At 45.8% G+C, this 23,216-nt stretch carries 18 protein-coding genes; 11 read left to right on the top strand and 7 right to left on the bottom strand.

Features of this window, described 5'->3' with window-relative positions; all coding sequences use genetic code 11:
- The first annotated feature begins 21 nt into the window (after positions 1–21).
- Positions 22–657 carry a histidine phosphotransferase family protein gene (locus Q0241_RS16350; RefSeq protein ID WP_299379435.1) on the top strand — a complete coding sequence of 212 codons (636 nt, stop codon included), beginning with the start codon at positions 22–24 and terminating at the stop codon, positions 655–657.
- Positions 658–930: 273 nt separating this feature from the next.
- Positions 931–1,956: a Fe(3+) ABC transporter substrate-binding protein gene (locus tag Q0241_RS16345; protein WP_299379432.1), complete on the top strand. Its 1,026-nt coding sequence runs from the start codon at positions 931–933 to the stop codon at positions 1,954–1,956.
- A gap of 115 nt (positions 1,957–2,071) precedes the next feature.
- Here the strand turns inward: Q0241_RS16345 and Q0241_RS16340 are convergent, their stop codons facing one another.
- Positions 2,072–3,769: an iron ABC transporter permease gene (locus tag Q0241_RS16340; RefSeq protein ID WP_299379429.1), complete on the bottom strand. Its 1,698-nt coding sequence runs from the start codon at positions 3,767–3,769 to the stop codon at positions 2,072–2,074.
- A gap of 291 nt (positions 3,770–4,060) precedes the next feature.
- Here Q0241_RS16340 and Q0241_RS16335 point away from each other — a divergent pair, with 291 nt between their 5' ends.
- From Q0241_RS16335 to Q0241_RS16315, 5 genes are all read left to right on the top strand, one after another.
- Positions 4,061–6,799 (top strand): chemotaxis protein CheW, encoded by a 2,739-nt coding sequence (locus tag Q0241_RS16335; RefSeq protein WP_299379426.1) that lies wholly within the window; start codon positions 4,061–4,063, stop codon positions 6,797–6,799.
- Positions 6,800–6,825: 26 nt separating this feature from the next.
- Positions 6,826–7,281, top strand: coding sequence for a chemotaxis protein CheW (locus tag Q0241_RS16330; RefSeq protein ID WP_085900831.1), 456 nt, complete (start codon positions 6,826–6,828; stop codon positions 7,279–7,281).
- Between the two features lie 66 nt (positions 7,282–7,347).
- On the top strand, positions 7,348–7,713 hold the full coding sequence (locus Q0241_RS16325; protein WP_299379420.1) for a response regulator: 366 nt from the start codon (positions 7,348–7,350) through the stop codon (positions 7,711–7,713).
- A gap of 11 nt (positions 7,714–7,724) precedes the next feature.
- Positions 7,725–8,897 carry a chemotaxis response regulator protein-glutamate methylesterase gene (locus Q0241_RS16320; RefSeq protein WP_299379417.1) on the top strand — a complete coding sequence of 391 codons (1,173 nt, stop codon included), beginning with the start codon at positions 7,725–7,727 and terminating at the stop codon, positions 8,895–8,897.
- The gene (locus Q0241_RS16315) at positions 8,894–9,739 is read left to right on the top strand and encodes a protein-glutamate O-methyltransferase CheR (protein WP_299379413.1); all 846 of its coding nucleotides are present in this window, start codon (positions 8,894–8,896) and stop codon (positions 9,737–9,739) included. The genes Q0241_RS16320 and Q0241_RS16315 overlap by 4 nt, the downstream gene beginning before the upstream one ends.
- 116 nt (positions 9,740–9,855) lie before the next feature.
- Here the strand turns inward: Q0241_RS16315 and ctrA are convergent, their stop codons facing one another.
- Positions 9,856–10,569, bottom strand: a complete 714-nt coding sequence (gene ctrA / locus Q0241_RS16310) for a response regulator transcription factor CtrA (RefSeq protein WP_299379410.1) — start codon at positions 10,567–10,569, stop codon at positions 9,856–9,858.
- A gap of 310 nt (positions 10,570–10,879) precedes the next feature.
- Between ctrA and fliI the strand changes: the two genes are divergently transcribed.
- Entirely contained in the window at positions 10,880–12,322 is a 1,443-nt protein-coding gene (gene fliI / locus Q0241_RS16305) for a flagellar protein export ATPase FliI (protein ID WP_299379407.1), read from the top strand.
- Positions 12,319–12,750, top strand: coding sequence for a flagellar FliJ family protein (locus tag Q0241_RS16300; RefSeq protein ID WP_299379405.1), 432 nt, complete (start codon positions 12,319–12,321; stop codon positions 12,748–12,750). Before fliI ends, Q0241_RS16300 begins: the two co-directional genes overlap by 4 nt.
- Positions 12,751–12,791: 41 nt before the next feature.
- Here Q0241_RS16300 and Q0241_RS16295 read toward each other — a convergent pair whose 3' ends face one another.
- On the bottom strand, positions 12,792–13,691 hold the full coding sequence (locus tag Q0241_RS16295; protein ID WP_299379402.1) for a LysR family transcriptional regulator: 900 nt from the start codon (positions 13,689–13,691) through the stop codon (positions 12,792–12,794).
- A gap of 180 nt (positions 13,692–13,871) precedes the next feature.
- Between Q0241_RS16295 and Q0241_RS16290 the strand changes: the two genes are divergently transcribed.
- Both Q0241_RS16290 and Q0241_RS16285 read left to right on the top strand, forming a co-directional pair.
- A complete protein-coding gene (locus Q0241_RS16290; protein WP_299379399.1) occupies positions 13,872–15,434 on the top strand; it encodes a trimethylamine methyltransferase family protein in 1,563 nt (520 codons plus the stop codon).
- Positions 15,435–15,519: 85 nt separating this feature from the next.
- The gene (locus tag Q0241_RS16285; protein WP_299379396.1) at positions 15,520–17,952 is read left to right on the top strand and encodes an FAD-dependent oxidoreductase; all 2,433 of its coding nucleotides are present in this window, start codon (positions 15,520–15,522) and stop codon (positions 17,950–17,952) included.
- A 108-nt stretch (positions 17,953–18,060) separates the two neighbouring features.
- On the opposite strand, the gene Q0241_RS16280 is transcribed toward Q0241_RS16285, so the two are convergent.
- The 4 genes from Q0241_RS16280 to flhA form a co-directional block, all read right to left on the bottom strand.
- Positions 18,061–19,509 carry a hypothetical protein gene (locus tag Q0241_RS16280; RefSeq protein ID WP_299379393.1) on the bottom strand — a complete coding sequence of 483 codons (1,449 nt, stop codon included), beginning with the start codon at positions 19,507–19,509 and terminating at the stop codon, positions 18,061–18,063.
- Complete coding sequence (locus tag Q0241_RS16275) at positions 19,502–20,299, bottom strand: MinD/ParA family protein (protein WP_299379390.1); 798 nt, start codon at positions 20,297–20,299, stop codon at positions 19,502–19,504. The genes Q0241_RS16280 and Q0241_RS16275 overlap by 8 nt, the downstream gene beginning before the upstream one ends.
- Positions 20,299–21,276, bottom strand: coding sequence for a GTP-binding protein (locus tag Q0241_RS16270; RefSeq protein ID WP_299379387.1), 978 nt, complete (start codon positions 21,274–21,276; stop codon positions 20,299–20,301). Before Q0241_RS16270 ends, Q0241_RS16275 begins: the two co-directional genes overlap by 1 nt.
- Before the next feature lie 58 nt (positions 21,277–21,334).
- Positions 21,335–23,216: flagellar biosynthesis protein FlhA (flhA, locus tag Q0241_RS16265; RefSeq protein ID WP_299379384.1), on the bottom strand; the 1,882-nt coding region annotated here is incomplete at its 5' end.

The raw sequence follows: 23,216 nt of genomic DNA, 5'->3' as shown, positions 1-23,216 counted from the left end.
TCAAAAGAGATTTTGTAACAAATGAATAATCAAATTGATTTCCGTGTCCTCGAACTTCTTTCCTCGCGTCTATGCCACGACCTTGTCGGTCCTGTGGGGGCTGTCAATAATGGTCTTGAGCTTATGGCTGATGATTCTTTTGGTATGGCAGATGATGCACTTAAGTTGGCTACTTCTTCTGCATCCCAGGCTGCGGCCACTTTACAGTTCTACAGATTGGCCTATGGATTGGCGGGTAGTCGTATGGGAAGTGATTACGCGACATTAAATCAGCTGGCTGTTAATTACCTGTCCCATACCAAAGTTGATTTTAAGTGGCCGGATTTGACGGCACCAGAAGGCTTGCCGGATAACGGAGGCAAGGTTCTTCTTAATCTTATCGCACTTGGTGTCGAAATGTTACCGAGAGGCGGTGTTATCACAGCATTGAGTGGGAATGCTGATACAGGGGCTTTTGTTGCAGTTACGGTGACGGGAGAGTCCGTTTCGATTCGTGAAGAAGTTAAGGAAGCTTTGACCGATGATGTCGAGACTGAGGAGCTGACACCGCGTAATGTTCACGCATATTTCACCCGTTTTCTCGCGCGACAAAGTGGCACAGATTTGTTGATCAATAACTCTGTCGAGGGGCATGTCCAACTTATTGTATCATTCTAATATGTAGTACAAGATCTTTGAAACGCTGAAAGAAAACCATCAGCGTCATAAAATTAATTTTTTTGAAAGCCATAAATAAGCAGCTTCTTTGAGGGGAAGCTGCTTATTTATTAGGGACTTCAGTTGGATAATGCGAATTATTCGCATTATTTTGATTGATCAATTGAGAACGATTTGCAATATTCCTAGCGGTTTCACAGAGAGAATTCTCTCAATTTGTCCTCATGTCGACCGATATTAAAACAGGTGCGATTAAAATAGGAGACAGTCACAATGAAGGCTGCTTGGTTAGCTACAACTGCTATGCTCACTGCTGCTGCGATGGGCAGCACAGCAACTTATGCTGAAGATGTCGTTAATGTATACTCATCCCGTCACTATCAAACGGACGATGCGTTATATGACAACTTTACAAAAGAAACAGGTATCAAAATTAACCTGATCGAGGGTAAAGGTGCTGCACTTATCGAACGTATTAAAAGTGAAGGCGCGAATAGCCCTGCGGATGTTTTGATTACTGTAGACGCAGGAAACTTGTGGCGTGCTGAACAGAAAGAAATTTTCCAATCTGTTTCTTCCGATGAGTTGGATGCAAACATTCCAGAAAATCTACGTCACCCTGAAAACAAATGGTATGGTCTATCTACACGTGCCCGGATGATTTTCTTTGATAAAGCTAAAATCAAAGATGGGGAGATCACAAGCTACGAAGATTTGGCCGATCCAAAATGGAAGGGCAAAGTTTGTATTCGCAAAAGCTCAAATATTTACAATCAGTCTTTGCTTGCTTCTATCATAGAAGCCAAAGGTGAAGAAGCTGCTGAAAAATGGGCATCTGGTGTCGTTGCCAACTTTGCACGTCAGCCTGTAAAAGGCGATACAAACCAGCTGCGTGGTATTGGCTCTGGTGAATGTGAGATCGCTGTTGCCAACTCATATTACTTTGTTCGTTTGCTAACCAAACCAAGCGATAAAGACAAAGGCCTAGCGGAGAAGCTTGGTTATGTATTCCCGAACCAGTCTGATCGCGGTACCCATGTGAATGTGTCTGGTGCTGGTGTCGTGAAATCTGCCCCTCATAAAGAAGCTGCGGTTAAGTTCCTTGAATATCTAACAAGTGAGCAAGCTCAAAGCTACTTTGCTGATGGTAACAACGAATTCCCAGTTGTTACTGGTGTTGCCCCGAATTCAGCTGTCAAAGGCTTGGGTGATTTCAAAGTCGATACAGTTAATGTTTCTGTCTATGGTAAAAACCAGGTTACGGCTCAGAAAATTTTTGACCGCGTTGGCTGGAAATAAAGTCTAGGACATAAACGTCTAAAAAACAAAAAGCCCTGTAGCTAAGATAAGCTGCAGGGCTTTTCTGTAGTATGTTTTTGCTCTGCCTAAATGACCTAAGCTTTAATCGAGCAACTTACTGTTCTTGTGTTGAAGACCCTGCGCGGCTTTTTGATATTGCTCTGGTTAGTACGATCAAAGGAAGAATTCCGACAAGGACAATGGTTAGGGATGCCGTCGAGGATTCTGATAGGCGTTCATCTGACGCAAGATTGTAAGCCTGAGTGGCCAGAGTGTCGAAGTTAAACGGGCGCATAACAAGGGTTGCAGGTAGCTCTTTCATAACGTCGACAAAAACAACCAAACCTGCGGTCAGAATACTGCCACTCATTATGGGGACATGAACGTGTTTAAGGGTTTTAAATGGACCGTGCCCCAATGTTCGTGATGCATCTTCCATGCTAGGGCGTATTTTACCCAAACCGGTCTCAACCGCGTTAAGGGAAACAGCAAGGAAGCGCACTAGATAGGCGAAAACCAGAGCTGTAATTGATCCGGTTAGTAAAAGGCCTGTGGAGATGTCAAAGTTTTCCCGCATCCATGCATCAACTGTATTATCAAGCGTTGCGAGAGGAAAGAGTGTGCCAATAGCAACAACAGTACCAGGAACAGCATAGCCCATCGAAGCAATTCGCGTTGCTGTTTTTGACAGGATGTTTGATTGTAATCGATTGGTATAGGCCAAAAGAATTGCGATCATTACCGCGATGACAGCGGTTATAAGTGAGATTGTGAAGCTGTTGAATGCAAGCTTAACGAACTTGGCACCAAATTGCTGGTCACCAAGTGTGATCGACATGTCCAGTAATAAAATAGCGGGAAGAACAAAGCCTAAAAATAACGGCGTTATACAGGCAATAATTGCCAAAAATTTGCTGAGTCCTTTTAGTTGGTACCCGGGAAGAGTTTGATATCGATTTGTTGAATGGTGATAGCGCGCATTACCCCGACTGACTTTTTCCAGAATAAAAACGGTTAGGATAAAAATCAGAAGATAGGTGGATAACTGGCGTGCTGCTGGTAAGTCACCCATATTTGTCCAGGCGTTCATTATACCCGTTGTAAAGGTTTGAACCCCAAAAAATGAAACTGTTCCAAAGTCTGCAAGAGTTTCCATTAAAGCAAGTGAAGTACCTGCGATAATGGTTGGCCGTGCAAGTGGCAGGGCGACACGAAAAAAACTACCCCATGGGCCGCAACCAAGAGTTCTGCTGACTTCCAGTGCACAAATGGATTGTTCTAGGAATGCTGCGCGTGAAAGCATATAGACATAAGGGTACAGGACAAGTGACAGCATAATCACGGCGCCAGATAAAGATCGTATTTCGGGGAACCAGTATTCACGATACTGAACATCGAAAATATCGCGGATCATCCCCTGTAATGGACCACTTACCTGCAAGAAATCTGTATAGGTGTAGGCCATGACATAAGCCGGGACAGCGAGGGGCAGTATCAGCGCCCATTCGAATATTTTGTGTCCGGGAAAACGGCACATTGTCACGAGCCATGCGGTGCCTGTACCGATAATGGCAACCAGGATTGCGACGCCGGTTGCGAGTAATAATGTATTGATTAGATAGTCGGTGAGAACGGTATCAACCAAGTGATTCCATATGTCACTCTCAGTTATTAAGGCAGACCCGATAACGTTAAAAATTGGCAAAGTAAACAATGCTGCGATGAACAATGCCAACCAAGTCATTAAACCAAATTTATTTTTAAAGCGCAGGGGTGAAACTTTCGATTCAGCTGCTATCGGGTTTGGAGCCATAATCTCGAATCCGTCAAACTAATCATTGTCGTAAATTTTTTTCGACTCCCATCTGCTAGCATGGCAAAAGCTCTGCGACTAGGGTTTATCAAGGATTTGTTGTAATTAAATGAGGCCTTTAAACCAAAAAAAATGATAAAATGAGGCCCTTTCTAATTAAAGTTAATAAAGGATAGGGTTTGGGTAAGAGGTTATTAATCTTCCTTTGACAAGCTTGTCACTGAATTAATAGCGGATTGCACGTTTGTTGCGTCCGATTTGGTTGATTAGAGATGGAATGGAAGCGCGGTTATGGATGATCTTTTGAGTGAGTTTCTGACTGAGACAAACGAAGGTCTCACGACACTCGATATGGAACTTGTCAAACTCGAACAGAACCCAAACGACGCAGAGTTGCTGAGTAGCATTTTTAGATTAATGCATACGATTAAAGGTACCTGTGGATTTTTAGGACTGCCGAGACTTGAATCTGTTGCTCATGCTGGTGAAAACATCATGAATAAGTTCAGGGACGGAGAGCTCTCTGTAACTCCAGCGGGTGTGTCTCTTATCCTTGAGTGTTTGGACCAAATTCGTGAAATCCTCACAACATTAGAAGCTACTGAGCAAGAACCTGAAGGTGATGATTCAGACTTGATTAGCCGTTTGAATGCCCATGCTGAAGGCGGAGATGCTGCCGAACCAGCTGCTGCAGCCCCAGAACCTGCGGGTGCCCCAGTTGAAGACGCAGCTGACGATGATGAAGAAGATGAGCTTGAACGCGCTTTCAGAGAAGCTCTCGGCCCAGAAGAGTTGGCTGCACAAGCCGCAGCCGAAGCGTCTGCTGTTCCGGATGCAGCACCTGCTGCTGAAGTAGTTGAACTGAAGGCAGAACCTGCTCCACCTGCAGCGCCAGCACCAAAACCTGCGGCAAAGAAACCTGCACCACCTCCTGCAGCACCAGCCGCAGATGGTGGGTCTTCAGTCGCAAATCAATCTATTCGTGTTAGCGTTGATGTTCTTGAGAATTTAATGACAATGGTTTCTGAGCTCGTCTTGACTCGAAACCAGACCCTGCAAATTTTGCGTGCCCATAAAGAGAGTGATTTTGCAACACCTTTACAGCGTTTGAACCATGTGGTTTCTGACCTGCAAGAAGGTGTTATGAAGACCCGAATGCAACCAATTGGAAATGCGTGGGCCAAACTTCCTCGTATTATCCGCGATCTTTCTCACGAACTGGACAAGAAAATTGATCTGGTGATGAAGGGCGCGGAAACAGAACTTGATCGTCAGGTTCTGGAGCTGATTAAAGATCCACTCACACACATGGTTCGTAACTCTGCTGATCATGGCCTTGAAATGCCGAGTGATCGAGTAGCAGCGGGTAAACCTGAAATAGGTCAAGTTATCCTCAACGCATACCACGAGGGTGGACATATTATCATTCAGATTTCTGATGATGGTAAGGGACTTAATACAGATCGTATTAAAGAAAAATGTGTTGAAAATAACCTAGCGTCAGAGGCTGAACTGGATGGTATGAATGACCAACAGATTCAGCAATTCATCTTCAAACCTGGGTTCTCGACAGCAGCCGAAGTTACGGCGGTATCTGGTCGAGGTGTTGGCATGGACGTTGTTCGTACCAACATTGAAAAAATTGGTGGAACGATTGAACTAAGCTCAACTGAGGGCAAAGGTACAATCTTTACCATTAAAATTCCGCTGACACTGGCGATTGTGTCCGCGCTGATTGTTGAATGTTGTAAAGAACGCTTTGCCATCCCACAGCTGTCTGTTGTCGAGTTGGTACGTACATCGGCGCATTCTGAACATACAATCGAACACATCAACGAAACGCCTGTCTTGCGGTTGAGAAATCGTTTGTTACCACTGGTTACATTGCGTGACCTGCTTAAGCTTACAGATGATGATGAGCCAGAAGGTGACGAAAAAGAGATTAGAGAAGACAATTTTATTGTTGTTTCTCAGGTTGGAACGTACACGTTTGGTATCATTGTCGATCGCGTCTTTGATACCGAGGAAATTGTTGTCAAACCAGTCGCACCAATCTTGCGTGATATTCAACTCTTCTCTGGAAATACTATTCTTGGGGATGGCGCGGTTGTAATGATCCTTGACCCTAATGGCATAGCTGCTGCAACAGGTGAAATTGCCGTAGCCGATAGTGATTTGGGTGCTCACGAAGATCGTCATCTGACTGGTAATGATGAAAAAGTTGCTATGCTTGTCTTCCGTTCCGGCGACGACGCACCCAAAGCGGTTCCACTTGCCCTTATTGCCCGGTTGGAAGAAATTGATCTGACCAAAGTGGAAACGTCAGGTGGGCAACATGTGGTTCAATATCGTGGTCAGCTAATGCCTCTTATTCCAATGCAACCTGGTATGGAATTGGAGAAAGAAGGTCGTCAGCCTGTCCTTGTCTTCTCGGATAGAGAACGGTCTATGGGACTTGTCGTTGATGAGATTATCGACATTGTCGAAGATCGGATGAACGTTGAGCTGAGTGCTGAGAAAGAAGGTTATATCGGTAGTGCGATCATTGCAGAGAAGGCGACGGATGTTGTTGATGCAGGTTACTACTTGACGCAGGCTTATCCAGATTGGTTTGGATCTGAAGCAGGAAAAGAAAACTTTGAAAGTGATCGATCCAAGATCTTGGTTGTAGATGATAGTCCATTTTTCCGTAATCTCTTGATGCCAATGCTTTCAGTCGCGGGTTATGATGTGAAAGCAGTTGAATCAGCCAGCGAAGCCTTGACCTTGTGTGAAAACGGGGAAGTATTTGATGTTATCGTTTCCGATATTGAAATGCCGGGAATGAACGGTTTCGAATTTGCAGAAGCAGTTCGCGAAGATCACCGTTGGGCAAAAACACCAATGGTTGCGCTATCGGCCTTTGCATCGCCCGCAGATTTGATGCGTGGCCGGGCTGCTGGCTTCAAGGATTATGTTTCAAAAACTGATCGCGAAGCTTTGTTGCTGACCCTTCAAGATACAATTGCAGAACTTAAAGGCGCTGCGTGAGATAAAACCATAGAAAGAGTGAAACTGTGAGTGATACTTATTTGGAAAACGAAGATTTTGTTACTTTCTATATCGCTGGCCAGCTTTTTGGTGTTCCGGTTTTAAGTGTACAGGATATCATTAATCCTCAGCGTATTACGCCGATTCCTTTGGCACCTCCCGAGATTGCGGGGTCTTTGAATTTGCGCGGGCGTATTGTAACTGCAATTGATGTTAGAAAGCGTTTGGGATTACCGGCGCGCGAAGAAAAAGAGTCGATGAGCATCGTTGTTGAGAATGGTCATGACCTTTACAGTCTGATGGTGGATAGTGTCGGTGAAGTTCTGGGGGTGGACGAAAGTTCGTTTGAACGAAATCCACCTACACTTGACCAGCGCTTTCGGGATTACTCGCAAGGAATTTATCGTCTGGATGGTAAGCTTCTTGTCATTCTGGATGTAAACAGATTCTTAGATTATGGCCGAAATGCGGACGCAGCATAATAGGTTTTTCTTAGTTCATTAGAGTTCGGTTATTTTGGGTATTCAAAAACAAGTTGGAGCGAAAATATGAAGACCTGTTTGGTTGTCGATGACTCCAAGGTCGTGCGAATGGTTGCGCGGAAAATTCTTGAAGGATTAAACTTTAACATTGAAGAGGCAGAGGACGGTCAAAAAGCCTTGGACGCATGTAACGCATCCATGCCTGACGCTGTTTTACTTGACTGGAACATGCCTGTAAAAGATGGGTTGGAGTTCCTCAAGGATCTGAGGGCGATTCAAAATGTTGAACAGCCAATTGTTGTTTTCTGTACGACAGAGAATGACATGCAGCACATACAACAAGCTATAGCTGCGGGGGCCAATGAATATATCATGAAGCCTTTTGATAGCGATATTATTGAATCTAAATTTATACAGGTGGGCCTTATTTAATGCCCTTGTCGATGAATACATCCACTACTGATCAAGGCGGTAAGTCCGATAATGCGTATCGGATTATGGTAGTTGATGATTCTGCAGTTATTCGGGGACTCCTCACCAGAATTTTAGAGAGCGATCCACAAGTTTCTGTAGTTGAATCTGTATCTAATGGTGAAATCGCAGTTAAACGTTTAGAAAGTCAGAATATCGATGTTGTTGTTTTGGACATCGAGATGCCGGTTATGGACGGTCTGACGGCTTTACCAAAGCTGCTTCAGGTTAAACCTGATGTTCAAGTCATCATGGCATCGACACTGACACGAAAAAACGCGGAAATAAGCTTGAAGGCGATGCGCTTGGGCGCTGCCGATTATATCCCGAAGCCAACCAGTTCTGGTGAACTGACCAAGGCCAGTGATTTTAAACACGAACTTGTAGAAAAGGTTAAGGCACTGGGGCAGGTAGCAAGAGCTAGCCAAAAAGCGCCCTTACCATCTGCGGCTAAATCACAGCAAGGGACAGCAAGTTCATCAGCCCTAAAGCCAAGAGAAACAACGGCTGCTCCGTCGAGTTTGTATCCCAGCAAAACAATTACACTTCGTAAAGACACTATTACGAAGCCGGATGTTCTTGCCATTGGAAGCTCGACAGGAGGGCCTCAAGCCCTGTTTGATGTGCTTGGTAATTTGGGAACAGTTACGCAGCCGGTGGTTATCACACAGCATATGCCAGCCACTTTTACAGCTTTGCTTGCGGAACATATTGCAAGGGTTTCAAGTATGCCAAGTAAAGAAGGTGAAGATGGCGAGGTCATTAAAGGTGGACACATCTATCTTGCACCAGGCGGGTATCATATGGTTTTTGAAAAACAAGGGGTGAATACGGTGATTCGCCTGAACCAAGAACCACCCGAAAATTTCTGTCGGCCTGCGGTCGATCCTATGCTCAGAAGTTTATCTAAAATTTATGGCTCCCGTCTTCTGGTTCTAATTCTTACCGGGATGGGAAGTGATGGTTTACGAGGTTCAGAAGTAGTAACGGCGGCCGGTGGTTCCGTTATTGCTCAGGACGAACAAACAAGTGTGGTGTGGGGGATGCCAGGTGCGGTAGCAACTGCAGGACTCTGTTCCGCGGTTCTTCCAATCAAGGAGATGGCGTCAAATGTACGACAACTTGTTATGAGGTCGGCGGCATGAACGTGAGTGATTTTGATTTTATTTCGCAATTTTTAAAGAAACGTTCTGGTTTGGTCCTGAGTCAGGATAAAGCCTATCTGTTGGAAAGTCGCTTGAACCCTGTTGCTCGCAAATGGAGCATGAGCGGTTTTGACGAACTTGTTCAAAAGGTTCGTGCGACGAATGACGAACGTATTCTTAATGACATCACGGAAGCAATGACGACAAATGAATCGTTTTTCTTCCGTGATCAAAAGCCTTTTGATCAGTTTAAAGATCTGGTGCTTCCGCATATGCTGGAGAAAAGAGCTTCGAGTAAAACAATACGAATTTGGTCGGCAGCGTGTTCCAGTGGGCAAGAGCCTTATACCTTGGCGATGCTTTTGAAAGAAGCAGGGCCAGCCCTTGCAGGATGGAAGATAGAGATCATTGCGACGGATCTCTCTAATGAAATTTTGAACAAGGCCAAAGAGGGTGTTTACACGCAGTTCGAAGTACAAAGAGGATTGCCGATCAATCTTCTTGTGAAGTATTTCCAGCAAAATGGAGATCGCTGGCAGATCGACAGTTCTATCCGAAATATGGTGACTTTCAAGTCCTTTAATCTTCTTGAAAGCCCTGCGATGCTTGGGAAATTCGATATCGTCTTTTGTCGTAATGTGCTTATTTATTTTGATCAGCCAACAAAATCGGTTGTTTTGAAAAACATTGCGAAGCAAATGCCGGATGATGGATTCTTATATCTGGGCGGTGCAGAAACAGTTCTTGGTATTTCTGACGAATTTCAGCTTATTCCTGGGAAGAGAGGAATATATGGCCTGGTTCGCAATGGTGAGTTGGTGAATAAGGCTGCTGCTGTTTAAGCGACTGTTAAAGTTAGAAGTAAAAAAAGGGCCTCTGAATTTAATTCAGAGGCCCTTTTTGATTGGCTGATTTTTTTGATAAATTCAGTAAGGTAAAATTTTCTTAAAAGAAAAATTTAGGCTGAAGCAAGTTGCGGTGTATCTGCACTGTTTTCAACAGGATCACGCAGAACATATCCGCGTCCCCATACAGTTTCGATATAGTTCTCACCGCCTGTGGCATTTGACAGTTTTTTACGTAGTTTGCAGACAAAAACGTCAATGATTTTCAGCTCAGGCTCATCCATGCCGCCATACAGGTGGTTGAGGAACATCTCTTTTGTAAGGGTTGTGCCTTTACGGAGGGAAAGGAGCTCCAGAATTCCGTACTCTTTACCCGTTAGGTGAAGCAGCTTGTTTTCAACTTCGACTGTTCTTGTGTCCAAGTTTACTTTGAGTTTTCCAGTGTTGATAACAGAAGCAGCATGCCCTTTTGAGCGGCGTACAATCGCTTGGATGCGTGCAATAAGTTCTCGTTTATCAAACGGTTTTGTCAGATAATCATCAGCACCAAAACCGAGACCTTTGATTTTATCATCCAGACCGTTCAGGCCGGACAGGATCAGGATTGGTGTTTCAACTCTGGATGCCCGAAGGCGACGAATGACTTCATAGCCATCCATATCAGGTAACATCAGATCAAGAATGATAATGTCGTAATCGTAAATTTTACCTATTTCGAGCCCGTCTTCGCCCATGTCTGTCGTGTCGCAGACATAGCCTTCTGACTTGAGCATCATTTCGATGCCTTGGGCTGTTGGGGCATCATCTTCTACTAGCAAGACTCGCATGTTTAAATTCCGGTTGTTAATGTTCGTTAAACCAATATGAATATTGTTAACCATTTTCGGTAACGAATATTAACAAAATCTTACCAAGGCTGTTTAAAAGTTAAAAATACCCGAAAATTTAGAACAAATTTTACACAACGGGACTATTTTTCTGCCAAAATTGATTTTTTGGAAAGAATTTCTGATTAAGCTGCTATTAAAACAAATGTGTAAAAATAGTGTCGAGATATAGAATTCAACCTCAGATATTTAGAAATAGAATATCGGGTTGTTACATAATTAATATTTTTTACAGGGTATAGAATACGGAATGCCTCTCAAAAGTTTAACCAGAGAGATATCAGACCTCTCGGATTATCAGGTCTATGGAAGAGTGTCCGGTGTTCTGGGGATGCTGGTTGAATTGTCAGGTCTTGATCGGCTGTTGGTAATCGGTTCACGTTGTATTTTGATTGCAAAAGATGAAAGACGTGTCCCTTGCGAGGTTATCGGTTTCAGACAGGGCCACGCACTATTGCTGCCTTTTGGTTCTTTGGACGGTATTGGTTTAGGGTGTAAAGCAATCCTTGCTTCGAGCGAGCCATCTATCCATCCATCTGAAGCATGGCTTGGAAGAGTTGTTAATGCCTTGGGTGAGCCTATTGACGGTAAAGGTCCTTTGCCAATGGGGCCAGATCCATACAAAGTTCGAAGCTCTCCACCCCCGGCCCACGGACGGCAACGTGTTGGCGGTAAGATTGATCTGGGTGTCAGGGCGATCAATACCTTCCTGTCTTGTTGTCAGGGACAGCGCATGGGGATCTTTGCAGGATCGGGGGTCGGAAAATCTGTATTGTTGTCTATGCTGGCACGCTATACATCCTTGGATGTTAACGTTATCGGTTTGATTGGAGAACGCGGAAGAGAAGTTCAGGAATGGCTTGAGGACGATTTGGGGCCAGAAGGGCTTGCCCGTTCAGTGGTCGTTGTCGCTACTTCAGACGAACCACCGTTGATGCGGCGCCAGGCTGCTTACATGACAATGGCGTTATCAGAGTACTTTAGGGATAATGGTCGGGATGTACTGTGTCTTATGGACTCGGTTACTCGTTTTGCCATGTCCATGCGTGAAATTGGTCTTTCTGCTGGTGAACCCCCTGCGAGTAAAGGCTATACACCATCGGTTTTTGCAGAGCTTCCACAGCTTTTGGAGCGCGCAGGACCCGGTGTTAAAGCGCAGGGATCAATCACAGGTCTTTTCACCGTTTTGGTCGAAGGTGATGACCACAACGAGCCGATTGCTGACGCTGTTCGGGGTATTCTGGACGGTCATATTATTCTTGATCGTGCGATTGCTGAACGAAACAGGTTTCCGGCAATTAATCTACTGCGTAGTGTTTCGCGTACAATGCCCGGATGTAATACTGACGCTGAAAATGAATTGGTGACCCGGGGGCGCCAATTACTCTCTACTTATGACAATATGGCAGAACTTATTCGCATCGGTGCTTATACCGAAGGGTCCGACCCTGTAATTGATGAAGCCATTGCGCACCATGGTGGATTGGAAGCCTTTTTGACACAAGGAAAGTACGAAGAAAGTAACCTTGCAATCGGGTATGAACAACTCGCGGCCGCAGTTGGTTTGCCTTGGGGACAAGGAGGTGACCCGGCAGTTGAATTTAATCCGAATGCTGAGGTGCTCGGGCAGGAAACTGGCCAGATGCCACCCCAAGGACAACAGAATATAGATGGAACGGGGATTGAATCATGAAGACCCCAATTGACAGTATTGTAAGGGTACATAGCTGGAAGTTGGATGAAGCCCAGCAAAAGCTCGCTGACCTGGAAAGCTTGGGGATCAAGTTAGAACAAGATATCGAAAAATTGGATGCTGAAGTTGCTAAAGAGCAGGAATTCGCGTCGCAACATCCTGATATGGCGCAGACTTATCCTGCCTATGCTGAAGCTGCCCGCGAACGGCGTAAGCGTTTGGAAACATCCATTGAAGAAGTCATAACCTTGAAGGCGATTGCGCAACAAGAGTTACATGAAATCTATCAGGATCTGAAGAAATACGAAGAAGCGCAGGCAAATGACATTAAGCGGCAGCAGGATGTTCTGAAGAAAAAAGAACAAGCCGCCTTTGATGAAATGGGTATACAACAATATAGGCGACGCAAAGCATCAGAAAATAATTAATGCCCTTCAATCGGATGAATGTCTAATTGAAGGTCAGCTTATCAACTATTGATCTTGAGCTCTTCAACGAGCCACTTATGAAATGTTTTAACCTTATTGCTTTCGGCAAGTTCAGGTTTGCATACGAGATACCAATCACCGCTATGACAGGTTTTATCCCCAAAGGGTTTTACGAGGGGGCTGTTAATATCTCGGGGGGTCGCGAAGGGGCTATTTGTCATAGCAATTCCGCGGCCCTTGTTTGCAGCTTCTAGAGCGAGAAGATAGTTGTCAAAGGTAATCGCCTGATCTGGTGCCCAGTCTGAGATACCTTCTTGCTGAAACCACATTGCCCAATCATGGTTATGATTAAAGAGTTGCAGGATATCGTATTGCAGCAGGTCTTCAGAGTTGCGTATAGGGTGCTCTCCTGTAGTTAGGTCCTTGTGGCACATAGGGGAAAGATGTGCTTCGGCCAAATGATAATAAACAAGATCTGGTTCTTTTTTTGCGGCCCAGATGATGCCGACATCTGTTCCCGCCCTGTCGAATTTCCAATCCAGATAGGATGTATTCAACTGTGCCTGAATACCTTTACTGACTTTATAGAATTCGTGAATTCGGGGCAGCAACCAAAACATTGCGACGGTAATATAAACCTGTACCAGCAAGGTTTTGGGGCGTTCAAGAGACTGCACCATACGTGCCCCATCCGCAATTCGATCAAAGCTATCCTCTAGTATCGGCAGATAGATTTTACCTGCTTCTGTGAGAACGACATTTCGTCCGGCACGGGCAAACAGGTTTACGCCCAATTGGTCTTCGAGGTTTTTGATATGATGGCTGATGGCCGAGTGGGTTATATTAAGTTCTTCGGACGCGAGGCGAAAATTCAAATGCCTTGCTGCTGCTTCAAAAGCGCGAAGAGCGTTCAAATTCGGCAGATGTCTTTTCTTTAACAATATAAAAACCCTCAAGTATAGTGTGGCAACAAGCGTAGTAACTATCCAAATCTTTTATGATTATGACATAAAGTCAATTTTAAATGGTGAGTAAAAGTGACCATTTAGTGAAAAAGGATCATTTGTCTGATTCTAAACCGAGACTAACAATGGACTCAAATATCTTTTCCGGAGACACCCATGAGTGAAGTTGTTGTTTCATCCCGCCGTCGGGGAGGGCGCCAAGCCCGCCAAGCCTTGCGAGCTGCGCCGTTAGCAGAGGATAAGCGTGCTATCCAGCCTGGTTTGGATAGTGGAAATTATAAAGTCCTGAATGATTTACAAGTAAAGCGTATTCATTCCGCCGTTTTGGATGTGTTGGAAAATATCGGACTTGCCGATGCCATACCGAGTTGTATTGAAGCTGTTACGGCTGCGGGCGGTATATTGAAAGACAACGGTCGTTTGACTTTTCCGCGTGCGCTTGTCGAAGATATGTTGGTGAAGGTTAATCGTAATGTCGTCTTGCATGGACAGGATCCAAAACACGATATGGACCTGTCAGGCAGCAAAATTTATTTTGGCACAGCGGGCGCAGCGGTTCATATGGTCGATGCCCACACGGGTGATTATCGTGAATCAACCACGCAAGATCTGTATGATATCGCGCGTATGGTGGATAAGCTGGACAACATCCATTTCTTTCAACGTTCAGTGGTTTGTCGGGATCTGGCAGATCCCTTTGATATGGATTTTAATACTTGTTATGCAGCTATTTCAGGCACCACCAAACATGTGGGGTCAAGTTGGGTTGAACCCAGCCATGTCGAGAAATCATTGGAAATGCTGCACATGGTTGCGGGTGGTGAAAATAAGTGGCGGGAGCGTCCCTTTGTCAGTATGTCGAATTGCTTTGTTGTGCCGCCTCTTAAGTTTGCTGAAGATGCATGTAAATGTATGGAAGTCGCAGTGCGTGGCGGGATGCCCGTACTTATGTTATCGGCTGGGCAGGCGGGGGCGACATCGCCTGCTTCATTAGCAGGATCGGTTGTACAGGAAGTTGCCGAAGTTCTTGCTGGCCTTGTTTATGTGAATGCAATTCAGCCCGGCGCACCAGCAGTTTTTGGCACTTGGCCTTTTGTTTCTGATTTAAGAACGGGGGCGATGAGTGGTGGTAGCGGAGAACAAGCCCTTTTGGTGGCAGCCTGTGCCCAGATGGGGCGGTTTTATGATCTACCAACGGGTGTACCTAGCGGAATGTGTGATTCGAAGGTTCCTGATTATCAGGCCGGGGCTGAAAAAGGGTATAATCATGCCGTAACTGGAAATTCAGGAACTAATCTGGTTTATGAATCTGCGGGCATGCATGCCAGTCTTCTGGGCATGTGTATGGAAAGCCTTGTACTTGATAATGATACGATTGGATCTGTTCTGCGGACAGTTCGAGGCATTGATGTCAATGAAGATACTCTGTCAATTGAAGCGATCCGCCAAGTTTGTGAAGAAGGTCCCGGCCATTATCTTGGTTCAGATCAAACCCTTTCTGTTATGGAAACGGAATATTTCTATCCCGAGACATCAGACCGAAGCAGCCCGAATGAATGGGAAGAGAAGAAACGACCGACATCTCTTTTTAATGCAACAAATATTGTGCGGGAAACGATGAATAGTCACTTCCCTCGCCATATCAGTGATGAAATGGATCAGCAGGTCAGGGCTGAGTACAATATTAAGTTGCCCCGCGATATGATGACCGCAAAGTAAAATTTACGCCCCGGGGGTAGAGGGCCAGCCCGGCAAGAAACAAAGTGCGAATAAAAATAAGATCAAGAAGAACAGGAAGTGAATTATGAAAAGTCATGCAAGAATTGTCATCATAGGTGGGGGAGCGGTTGGCTGTAGTGCTGCGTATCATCTGGCAAAAATGGGGTGTAAAGACGTGGTCCTGTTGGAAATGGATGAACTGACGTCTGGCTCTACTTGGCATGCCGCTGGAAATTGCCCAACCTATTCAAGCAGCGTCAATATCATGAAGATGCAAACCTATGGGGTTGAGCTGTATGGACGGCTTGCAGAAGACGTCGACTATCCCATGAACTATACCCGCACAGGGTCCATTCGTCTGGCACAAAGTGATGAGCGCATGTTTGAGTTCAAGCATGTTCAGTCCATGGCAAAGGCGCAGGGGCTGGATTATGAAATCCTGAGCCCAAGTGAAATGAAAGATTATTACCCCTATCTGGAAACACATGATTGTGTCGGGGGATTGTGGGATCCATTGGATGGGGATATCGACCCAAGTCAACTAACACAGGCCTATGCAAAAGGTGCACGGGACCTGGGCGTGCAAATTCAGCGCTTTAACCGAGTAACGGCCATTACACAAACCCCAAATGGTGAGTGGTGTGTTGATTGTGAAAAAGGGTCGGTGACTTGCGAAAAAGTTATTAATGCAGGTGGCTACCGTGGCGGAGAGATCGCCGCAATGGTGGGGCAGTATATTCCAATCGTAACTCTCTCTCATCAGTTTCTTGTTACCGATGCTATACCAGAGTTGGAAGCACTTGATACGAAACTGCCACTTTTCAGGGACCCTGATGATAGTTATTACCTACGTCAAGAACGTGCGGGGCTTATTCTGGGGCCTTATGAATGGAAAGCCACCCCTTATTGGCTAGATGGTTTGCCTGAAAACTTTGCCTCACAATTGTGGAATGATGATCTAGATCGGATTGAATGGTACATCGGCCAGGCTATGGCCCGTGTTCCTATTCTTGAAAAGGGCGGTGTTTCCCGGGTTATAAACGGGCCAATTCCTTATACACCCGATGGATTACCTTATATTGGCCCAGCTTACGGACTCGATAATTTTTACCATTGCTGTGGTTTTAGCTTTGGTATTACCCAATCTGGTGGAGCAGGTAAAATTATTGCCGAGCAAGTGCTCGAGGGTGAGTCCGAGTGGGATATGTGGATGCTGGATCCGCGTCGATATACGGACTATGCCACGCAAAAATATGTAGTTGAAAAGGCGATTGAAGTTTACCAGAACGAATATGCTATCCCTTTCCCGCATGAAGAACGTCCCGCGGGCCGCCCGGCGAAGATGACACCTGTTTATGAAAAGCTAAAACAAAAAGGCGCTTTCTTCGGCGCAAGAGGTGGCTGGGAACGCGCGGTCTGGTTCCCGCAAACAAATCGACCATACGCGCAAACGGTTTCTTTTTTAGATGAACGCCGAAATTGGAATGACGCGGTCAAGTTTGAATGTAAGGCTGTGCGGGAACGTGTCGGAGTACTGGATCTGGGCGGTTTCACGAAATACGAAGTTACAGGCCCGGGGGCAACTGCATGGCTTGATTATATGGTTGCGGGAAAAATGCCTAGGGTTGGTGGCATGTCCTTGGCGTATTTCCTTTCCCGTAAAGGGCATGTGATGACAGAAATGACCATCACGAGACTGGCGGAAGATCATTACTGGCTTATTTCTGCTGGTGCAGGTGAATGGCATGATGAAGATTGGCTTCTTTCAAATATGCCCGGCGATGGATCGGTCGAATTTGAAAACCTGACAGATCGCTATGGAACACTGGTGGTTGCAGGTCCTCGTTCCAGAGATCTACTTGGTAAAATCACCAAGACGGACCTATCCAACAAGGCTTTCCCTTGGCTTACGACACAAGGCATGGAAATTGGATACTGCCCCGATGTTCTGGCGATGCGGGTGAACTACGTTGGTGAACTCGGGTGGGAGCTACATGTTCCGATGGAGTTTTTGGGACAGGTTTATGATGACGTAATGAAGGCGGGGGACGAGTATGGCGTTGCTGACTTTGGTCTCTATGCCATGGATTCATTGCGTCTAGAGAAGTGTTATCGGTCGTGGAAAGTTGATATTATTCATGAATACACGCCTTTCGAATTGTCTTTGGATCGATTTGTTGACTTGGATAAAGGTCCATTCTTGGGCCGTGAGGCACTAAAACAACATCTTGAGAATGGTATCAAAGAAAGGTTTGTACCTTTGATTATTGATACCGCTATTGCTGAAGCACCTTATTGCTCCCCTATTTTCAAGGGTGATGAGATCGTTGGGATATCTTCTTCTGGGGGATATGGCCATACAATAGAAAAGAATATTGCCCTGAGTTTTGTGAGAACTGATTTGGCCGTGGAAGGGACTGAACTTGAAGTTAGTATTCTTGGGGAACGTTATCCAGCGGTAGTGTCTAGTGAGCCACTATATGATCCAAAGAATAGAAAGCTTCGTGATCTAGAGTAACTTTAAGTACATAAGCAGAAGATCCAAATGTTAAGCACTTAGGCATGAAGTGAGATGTTCATCCCTTCATGCCTAAGTTGTCTTGAGTGGTATTTGGGAGAGAGGGCGTTAAGCCATGGTACTGTTATGAGAACCTGCAATTAATTTTTGAGAGCTCTGAGTTAGTTTTTCCCAATTTTCCGAAACTTCAAATGAAAGTTTCCCGGCAAATCCAGTAGCCTCGTTTGCGCCGTAAAACAGGTCAGATATTTTAACTTCCATTGTTTTTGGAAGACTGTTTCTGCTTCTGATAACGAGATCAAAACGTCCTTTTTTTACAAGACCATCGAATTGCATTTCGCCATCTCGGCTCATCTCTACCTCCAGCTTGAAGCGCGTTACTTCTTCTTGCTCCAGATTGCCGCGTCCTTGTTTGTCATGTTCTCTGTCACGGACAAATAGGTTAGCTTGGTGTAATTGACTGTCGTGGAGAATAGGGAGTTGCGTCATGCGCCAATCCCCTTGGCCCGTTTCAACAGGTCGTGTTATCAACGAACTTTCTGTGGTTAATTGCTGTGCCAGTTCAGGACGCCCGGCAGCACGAAGTAGTGAAAGAGTATCTTCTCCGGCCCAGCCTTTGGGGGATCCGGATTTCAAAGCGTTTAGAAATAACAAAATGCCTGCGGTTAACGCAGGGCCTTTTTGGGGTAGATGGCTTGCCAGAGCATTAAATTGCCCCTGTTGTCCTAAAGTGGTCAATGCGCTTTGAAGTGTTTGACGCAAATCCTGACCCGGTTGTGTTGTTGAAAGACGTGCACCATCCCCAGCTTTTAAAGCCTCTGGATCATCTATAGAAAGTAGTGTTAGGGATATTTGCGTTCCCACGGGCAGGGTCGCTTTGATCGCAAGTTGAACCGTCCCGATTGCTGTTTGAACAATTGGATTTCCCTGAGGGCTGCTTCCTGTCACGGTTGCTTTTAAAACGGTAGCTTGCGGGGAAGGTGTTTGGGCACCGGATTGAGAAGAAACAGGGCTTGTGTTCGGCGCTGATGATGGGGGAAAGCCAGGAGTTACCTGTGGGGCTGCACTTTTGGGCGGAGGGCCCAAGACTTCCATCTTTACGGAAAATTGCGAAGAAGTTTGTAAGTTTTGCAATGTTTTTGGAAGAGGGACAGATGCACTTTCAACTGGCTTCTTTATAAGCGTTGCTTGAACTTGATGACTTAAGCTGAGCTTATCTGTCGGGGCTTGTTGAATGGGGGCTGCCGGGGTTTTTGATTTGTCTCCTTGGGGCAGGATGAGAACTTCAAAAGGGGGGCGATGGGTTCTGAATTGAACCATGACCTCTGTACCTGCGGGCAGCTTAATACTGGTGTTAACAGATAGTTCGCCCAACAAAGTTTGGACAATGAGTTGCCCTTGCGGTGTTTGCCCCTTGATCGTCCCACTAAGCAGTTCTTGAATTTTCTGGTTCGTCAGGGTTGGTGGATAGTTCGCAAGGGTGCTTGCCTGTGAGGTTTGAGTTGCTCCTGACTGGGCCGTGGGTGTTGTAGCAAGTGGAAGTCGGACCTTATTCATGCCCTTTTAGCAAATTCCGGGCAATCTGTTCTACGCGCTCTGCAGCGGTTGATGATGGATATCTTACCAGCAGAGGTGTTTGATTGCGAATTGCTTCCTTTACCTTATTGTCCCGAACAATAATACCTGCAAGTGGTGGCGTTATCTTCAAAAAGGATTCACAAGCCTTGCGAATGGTATTGTAGGTCTTGTGCCCGTCATGTTCTGTTTCTGCCATGTTCACGATAACACGTAGATCAGCATCAGGGCGTTGCATTTTTGTCAGCTTGATAAAAGCATATGCATCTGTGAGTGAGGTTGGCTCATCTGTTGTGATGACCAAGCAGACCTGAGCTTGTGATGCAAGTTGGCGTACGGTTCTGTCAATTCCTGCACCAAGATCCAAAATAATTCGGTCATAAGATTGGGACAGATTTGCTAAATCCGTTGTTAGACTGTTTAAACGAGGTGCAGGAAGGTTCGCTAAATTACCAGAGCCTGACCGACCCGCAACAACATCAAAGCCACCGTCTGGATAACGCACGGCTGCTTCTTTGAGAGAGTACCTGCCGTTTAAGACGCCCCCCATATCTTTATTCGGAGCGAGACCCAGTTGAATGTCAACGTTCGCCAGACCAAGATCACCATCAAACAACAGAGTCCGGCATCCCAAGCTTGATAGCGCATGTGACAGAGTAATCGACAGCCAGGTCTTACCGACACCACCCTTGCCTGATGCTATGGCAATCATGTTCTTGCAGAGTAATTTATTATGCAAAGATTGAACATTATGGTTTTTAGCTTGGTTCATCAGCGTGTGCCTGTTGCAAGAGAGTGCTGTTGGGATTCTAGTCTGGTAGGAAGCAATAGCCGTGCCAGAGATACTGGATTTATAGGGGATAATCCGTCTGCGATATGCGGGGATATGCCCGCAGCCATAAAGGTGAGTTCTGCACTGTGGGCTGCCGTTAATAAGCCACCAAAGCGCCGTGTCATGTCTAGTTTTGTTGGAATAATGTATTTTGTATTCAGTGATTTGAACGCAGCGGCTTTATCTGCTGTTTCATAAACATCGCCCCCGGCAGGAATAATGAGTGTCGATACGGCATTTGCGGCCTGGGCAAATTCTGCCAGATAATTCAGAGAATCATCATCAAAAGGGTTCACGCCCATCGTATCAATTAATAGCAGGTGATCAGATGGAGGTCTGTGAATAGATTCGGCAAGTTTTTCCGGTGTCTCGGCGATATCCAGATTTATTTGTAGACGATGACAGAAGGCGGCGATCTGTTCGACACCACCTGTTTTTTCTGCATCAATTGTTATTACCGTCGTTGGTATATCTGATAATCTGGCCTTGGCGCAAAGCTTGGCAATGGTCGAGGTTTTTCCATCCCCGGGCGAGCCAACGAGCATTAATGGTTTGGATAATGCCCGGCTAGGGATCTGCCCAAAGTGGAAGTTATTGTCCAATGCCCCTGCAAGAGAAATATGCCATTCTGATGCAGGAACCCCCATAGCATGGCCGACAAGCATATCGATCATTTCATGGGGAAGACGATGGAAATCAAGTACCTCTGTTATTTCGTCGACAATATCTACATCGTCTTGAGGATCGGAAATAGAGAAATCATTCTCGGGCTCATCATCAAGTCCTGCTGTGACACGGACACCTTGACCGGGACCTAATTCATCCGTGGAGAGAATGATTGCATCCTCACCCAAATCAAGACGGACCTGATTCATGGCATCAGGTAGATTCTCAGCGATATAGTGCTTTAATCGCATACCACGATCGCTCCAGCCCAATAAAGTTTAGCTCGTTCTTGTCTTATGATCATAGGAGCTAAATAACTCCCAAAGTCTTAATTTTTGCTTTTGGATGCACTTCATTTTGCGACATGACAACCGTTGTGGGCCGAAAGCGCTCTACAATAGAACGTACATAGGGACGAATAACCGGGCTGCTCAACATGACAGGTGCTTCACCCATCATGGCATGGCGCTCAAATGTCTGACGAACAGCAGTTATAAATTCTTGAAGCTGGGTAGGAGGCATAGAAAGCTGTTTTTCTTCACCTTCACCCACCAACGCCTGAGCAAAAGCTTGCTCCCACTGAGGAGACAGCGTGATCATTGGAATAAAGCCTTGTTCATTCTGATTATCATTGGAAATCTGTCTGGCAAGGCGCGAACGTACATGTTCGGTAATAAAGGTAGCGTTTCGTGTATAGGCACACGCTTCTGAAATGCCTTCGAGAATGGTCGGCAAATCACGAATGGAAATACGTTCGCCAAGTAGATTTTGTAGTACACGTTGCAAGGCACCGACTGAAATTTGATTGGGGATAAGATCGCCAATAAGTTTTTGGTGTTCTTCACCGAGTTCGTCGAGCAATTTCTGTGTTTCAGCATAAGAAAGCAATTCAGAAATATTATCTTTCACAACTTCTGTAATATGGGTTGTGATCACTGTTGAGGCATCAACAACTGTATAGCCACGGAATAGGGCTTCTTCCTTCTGACTTTCATCAACCCACATCGCCGGTAAGCCGAATGTTGGCTCGACAGTTTCCTCGCCGACGAGTTGGATTTTATCGCCGCGAGGGTCCATGATCAGGAACATATTGGGACGAAGTTCTCCTTCGCCAGCGGCGATCTCTTTAACGCGAATAACATAGCTGTTCGCGCCGAGCTGAAGGTTATCTTGAATACGTACGGACGGTAACACAAACCCGAGTTCTTGAGCCAATTGTCGCCGCAAGCCTTTAATCTGATCTGTCAGCCGTTCACCACCCTGTCCATTGATCATGGGGAGCAGTGCATAGCCCAATTCAAGCCGAAGGTTATCGATTTGCAAAGATGCTGAGATTGGTTCTTCCGCAACAGGGGCGGGTTCTGCTGCTTCTAGCTCTTTCTTATCTGCAAGCTCGGTTTTTTGTATATCTTTCTTGTCGCTATACCAAGCCAGTCCTCCTGTTGCTGCGGCGAGCAGGAGAAACGGAAAAGCAGGTGTGCCGGGCACAACAGCGAGTGCGACCATAAGGGCTGATGACAGGCCAAGGGCTCGGGGGTATCCGCCGAGCTGTGCAAAAATCGCTTTGTCCGCAGAACCTGTTGTTGTGGTCTTGGAAACCAGAATACCCGCTGCCGTAGAGACAACAATCGCAGGAATTTGTGAAACAAGGCCATCGCCAACAGTTAACAGAGTGTATGAGGTTGCCGCATCTCCGACAGCCATGTCTCGTTGCGCAACACCAATAATAATACCGCCGATAACATTAATGAAAGTTATAAGAAGTCCGGCAATGGCGTCACCCCGAACAAACTTTGAAGCACCATCCATGGCCCCAAAGAAGTTACTTTCATCTTCGAGTGTCTTGCGACGTTCTCTGGCGTCGCCTTCATCAATAAGACCGCTTGATAGATCTGCATCAATAGCCATCTGTTTGCCGGGCATCGCATCCAAACTAAAACGTGCTGATACTTCCGCAATACGGCCCGCGCCCTTTGTGATAACAATAAAGTTCACGATGACAAGGATGCCAAAAACAATAATACCGATAACAAAGTTGCCACCCATGACAAAGTTGCCGAACGATTGAATTACCTGTCCAGCAGCTGCTGTGCCTTGGTGCCCCTCAGCAAGAATCAATCTTGTTGATGCCAGGTTGAGTGATAACCGTAGCATTGTGGCAATAAGCAACACGGTTGGGAATGAACCAAAT

The organism is uncultured Kiloniella sp., from assembly GCF_937128705.1.
GTDB lineage: Bacteria > Pseudomonadota > Alphaproteobacteria > Kiloniellales > Kiloniellaceae > Kiloniella.
This window is presented reverse-complemented; position numbering and strand designations above follow the sequence as displayed.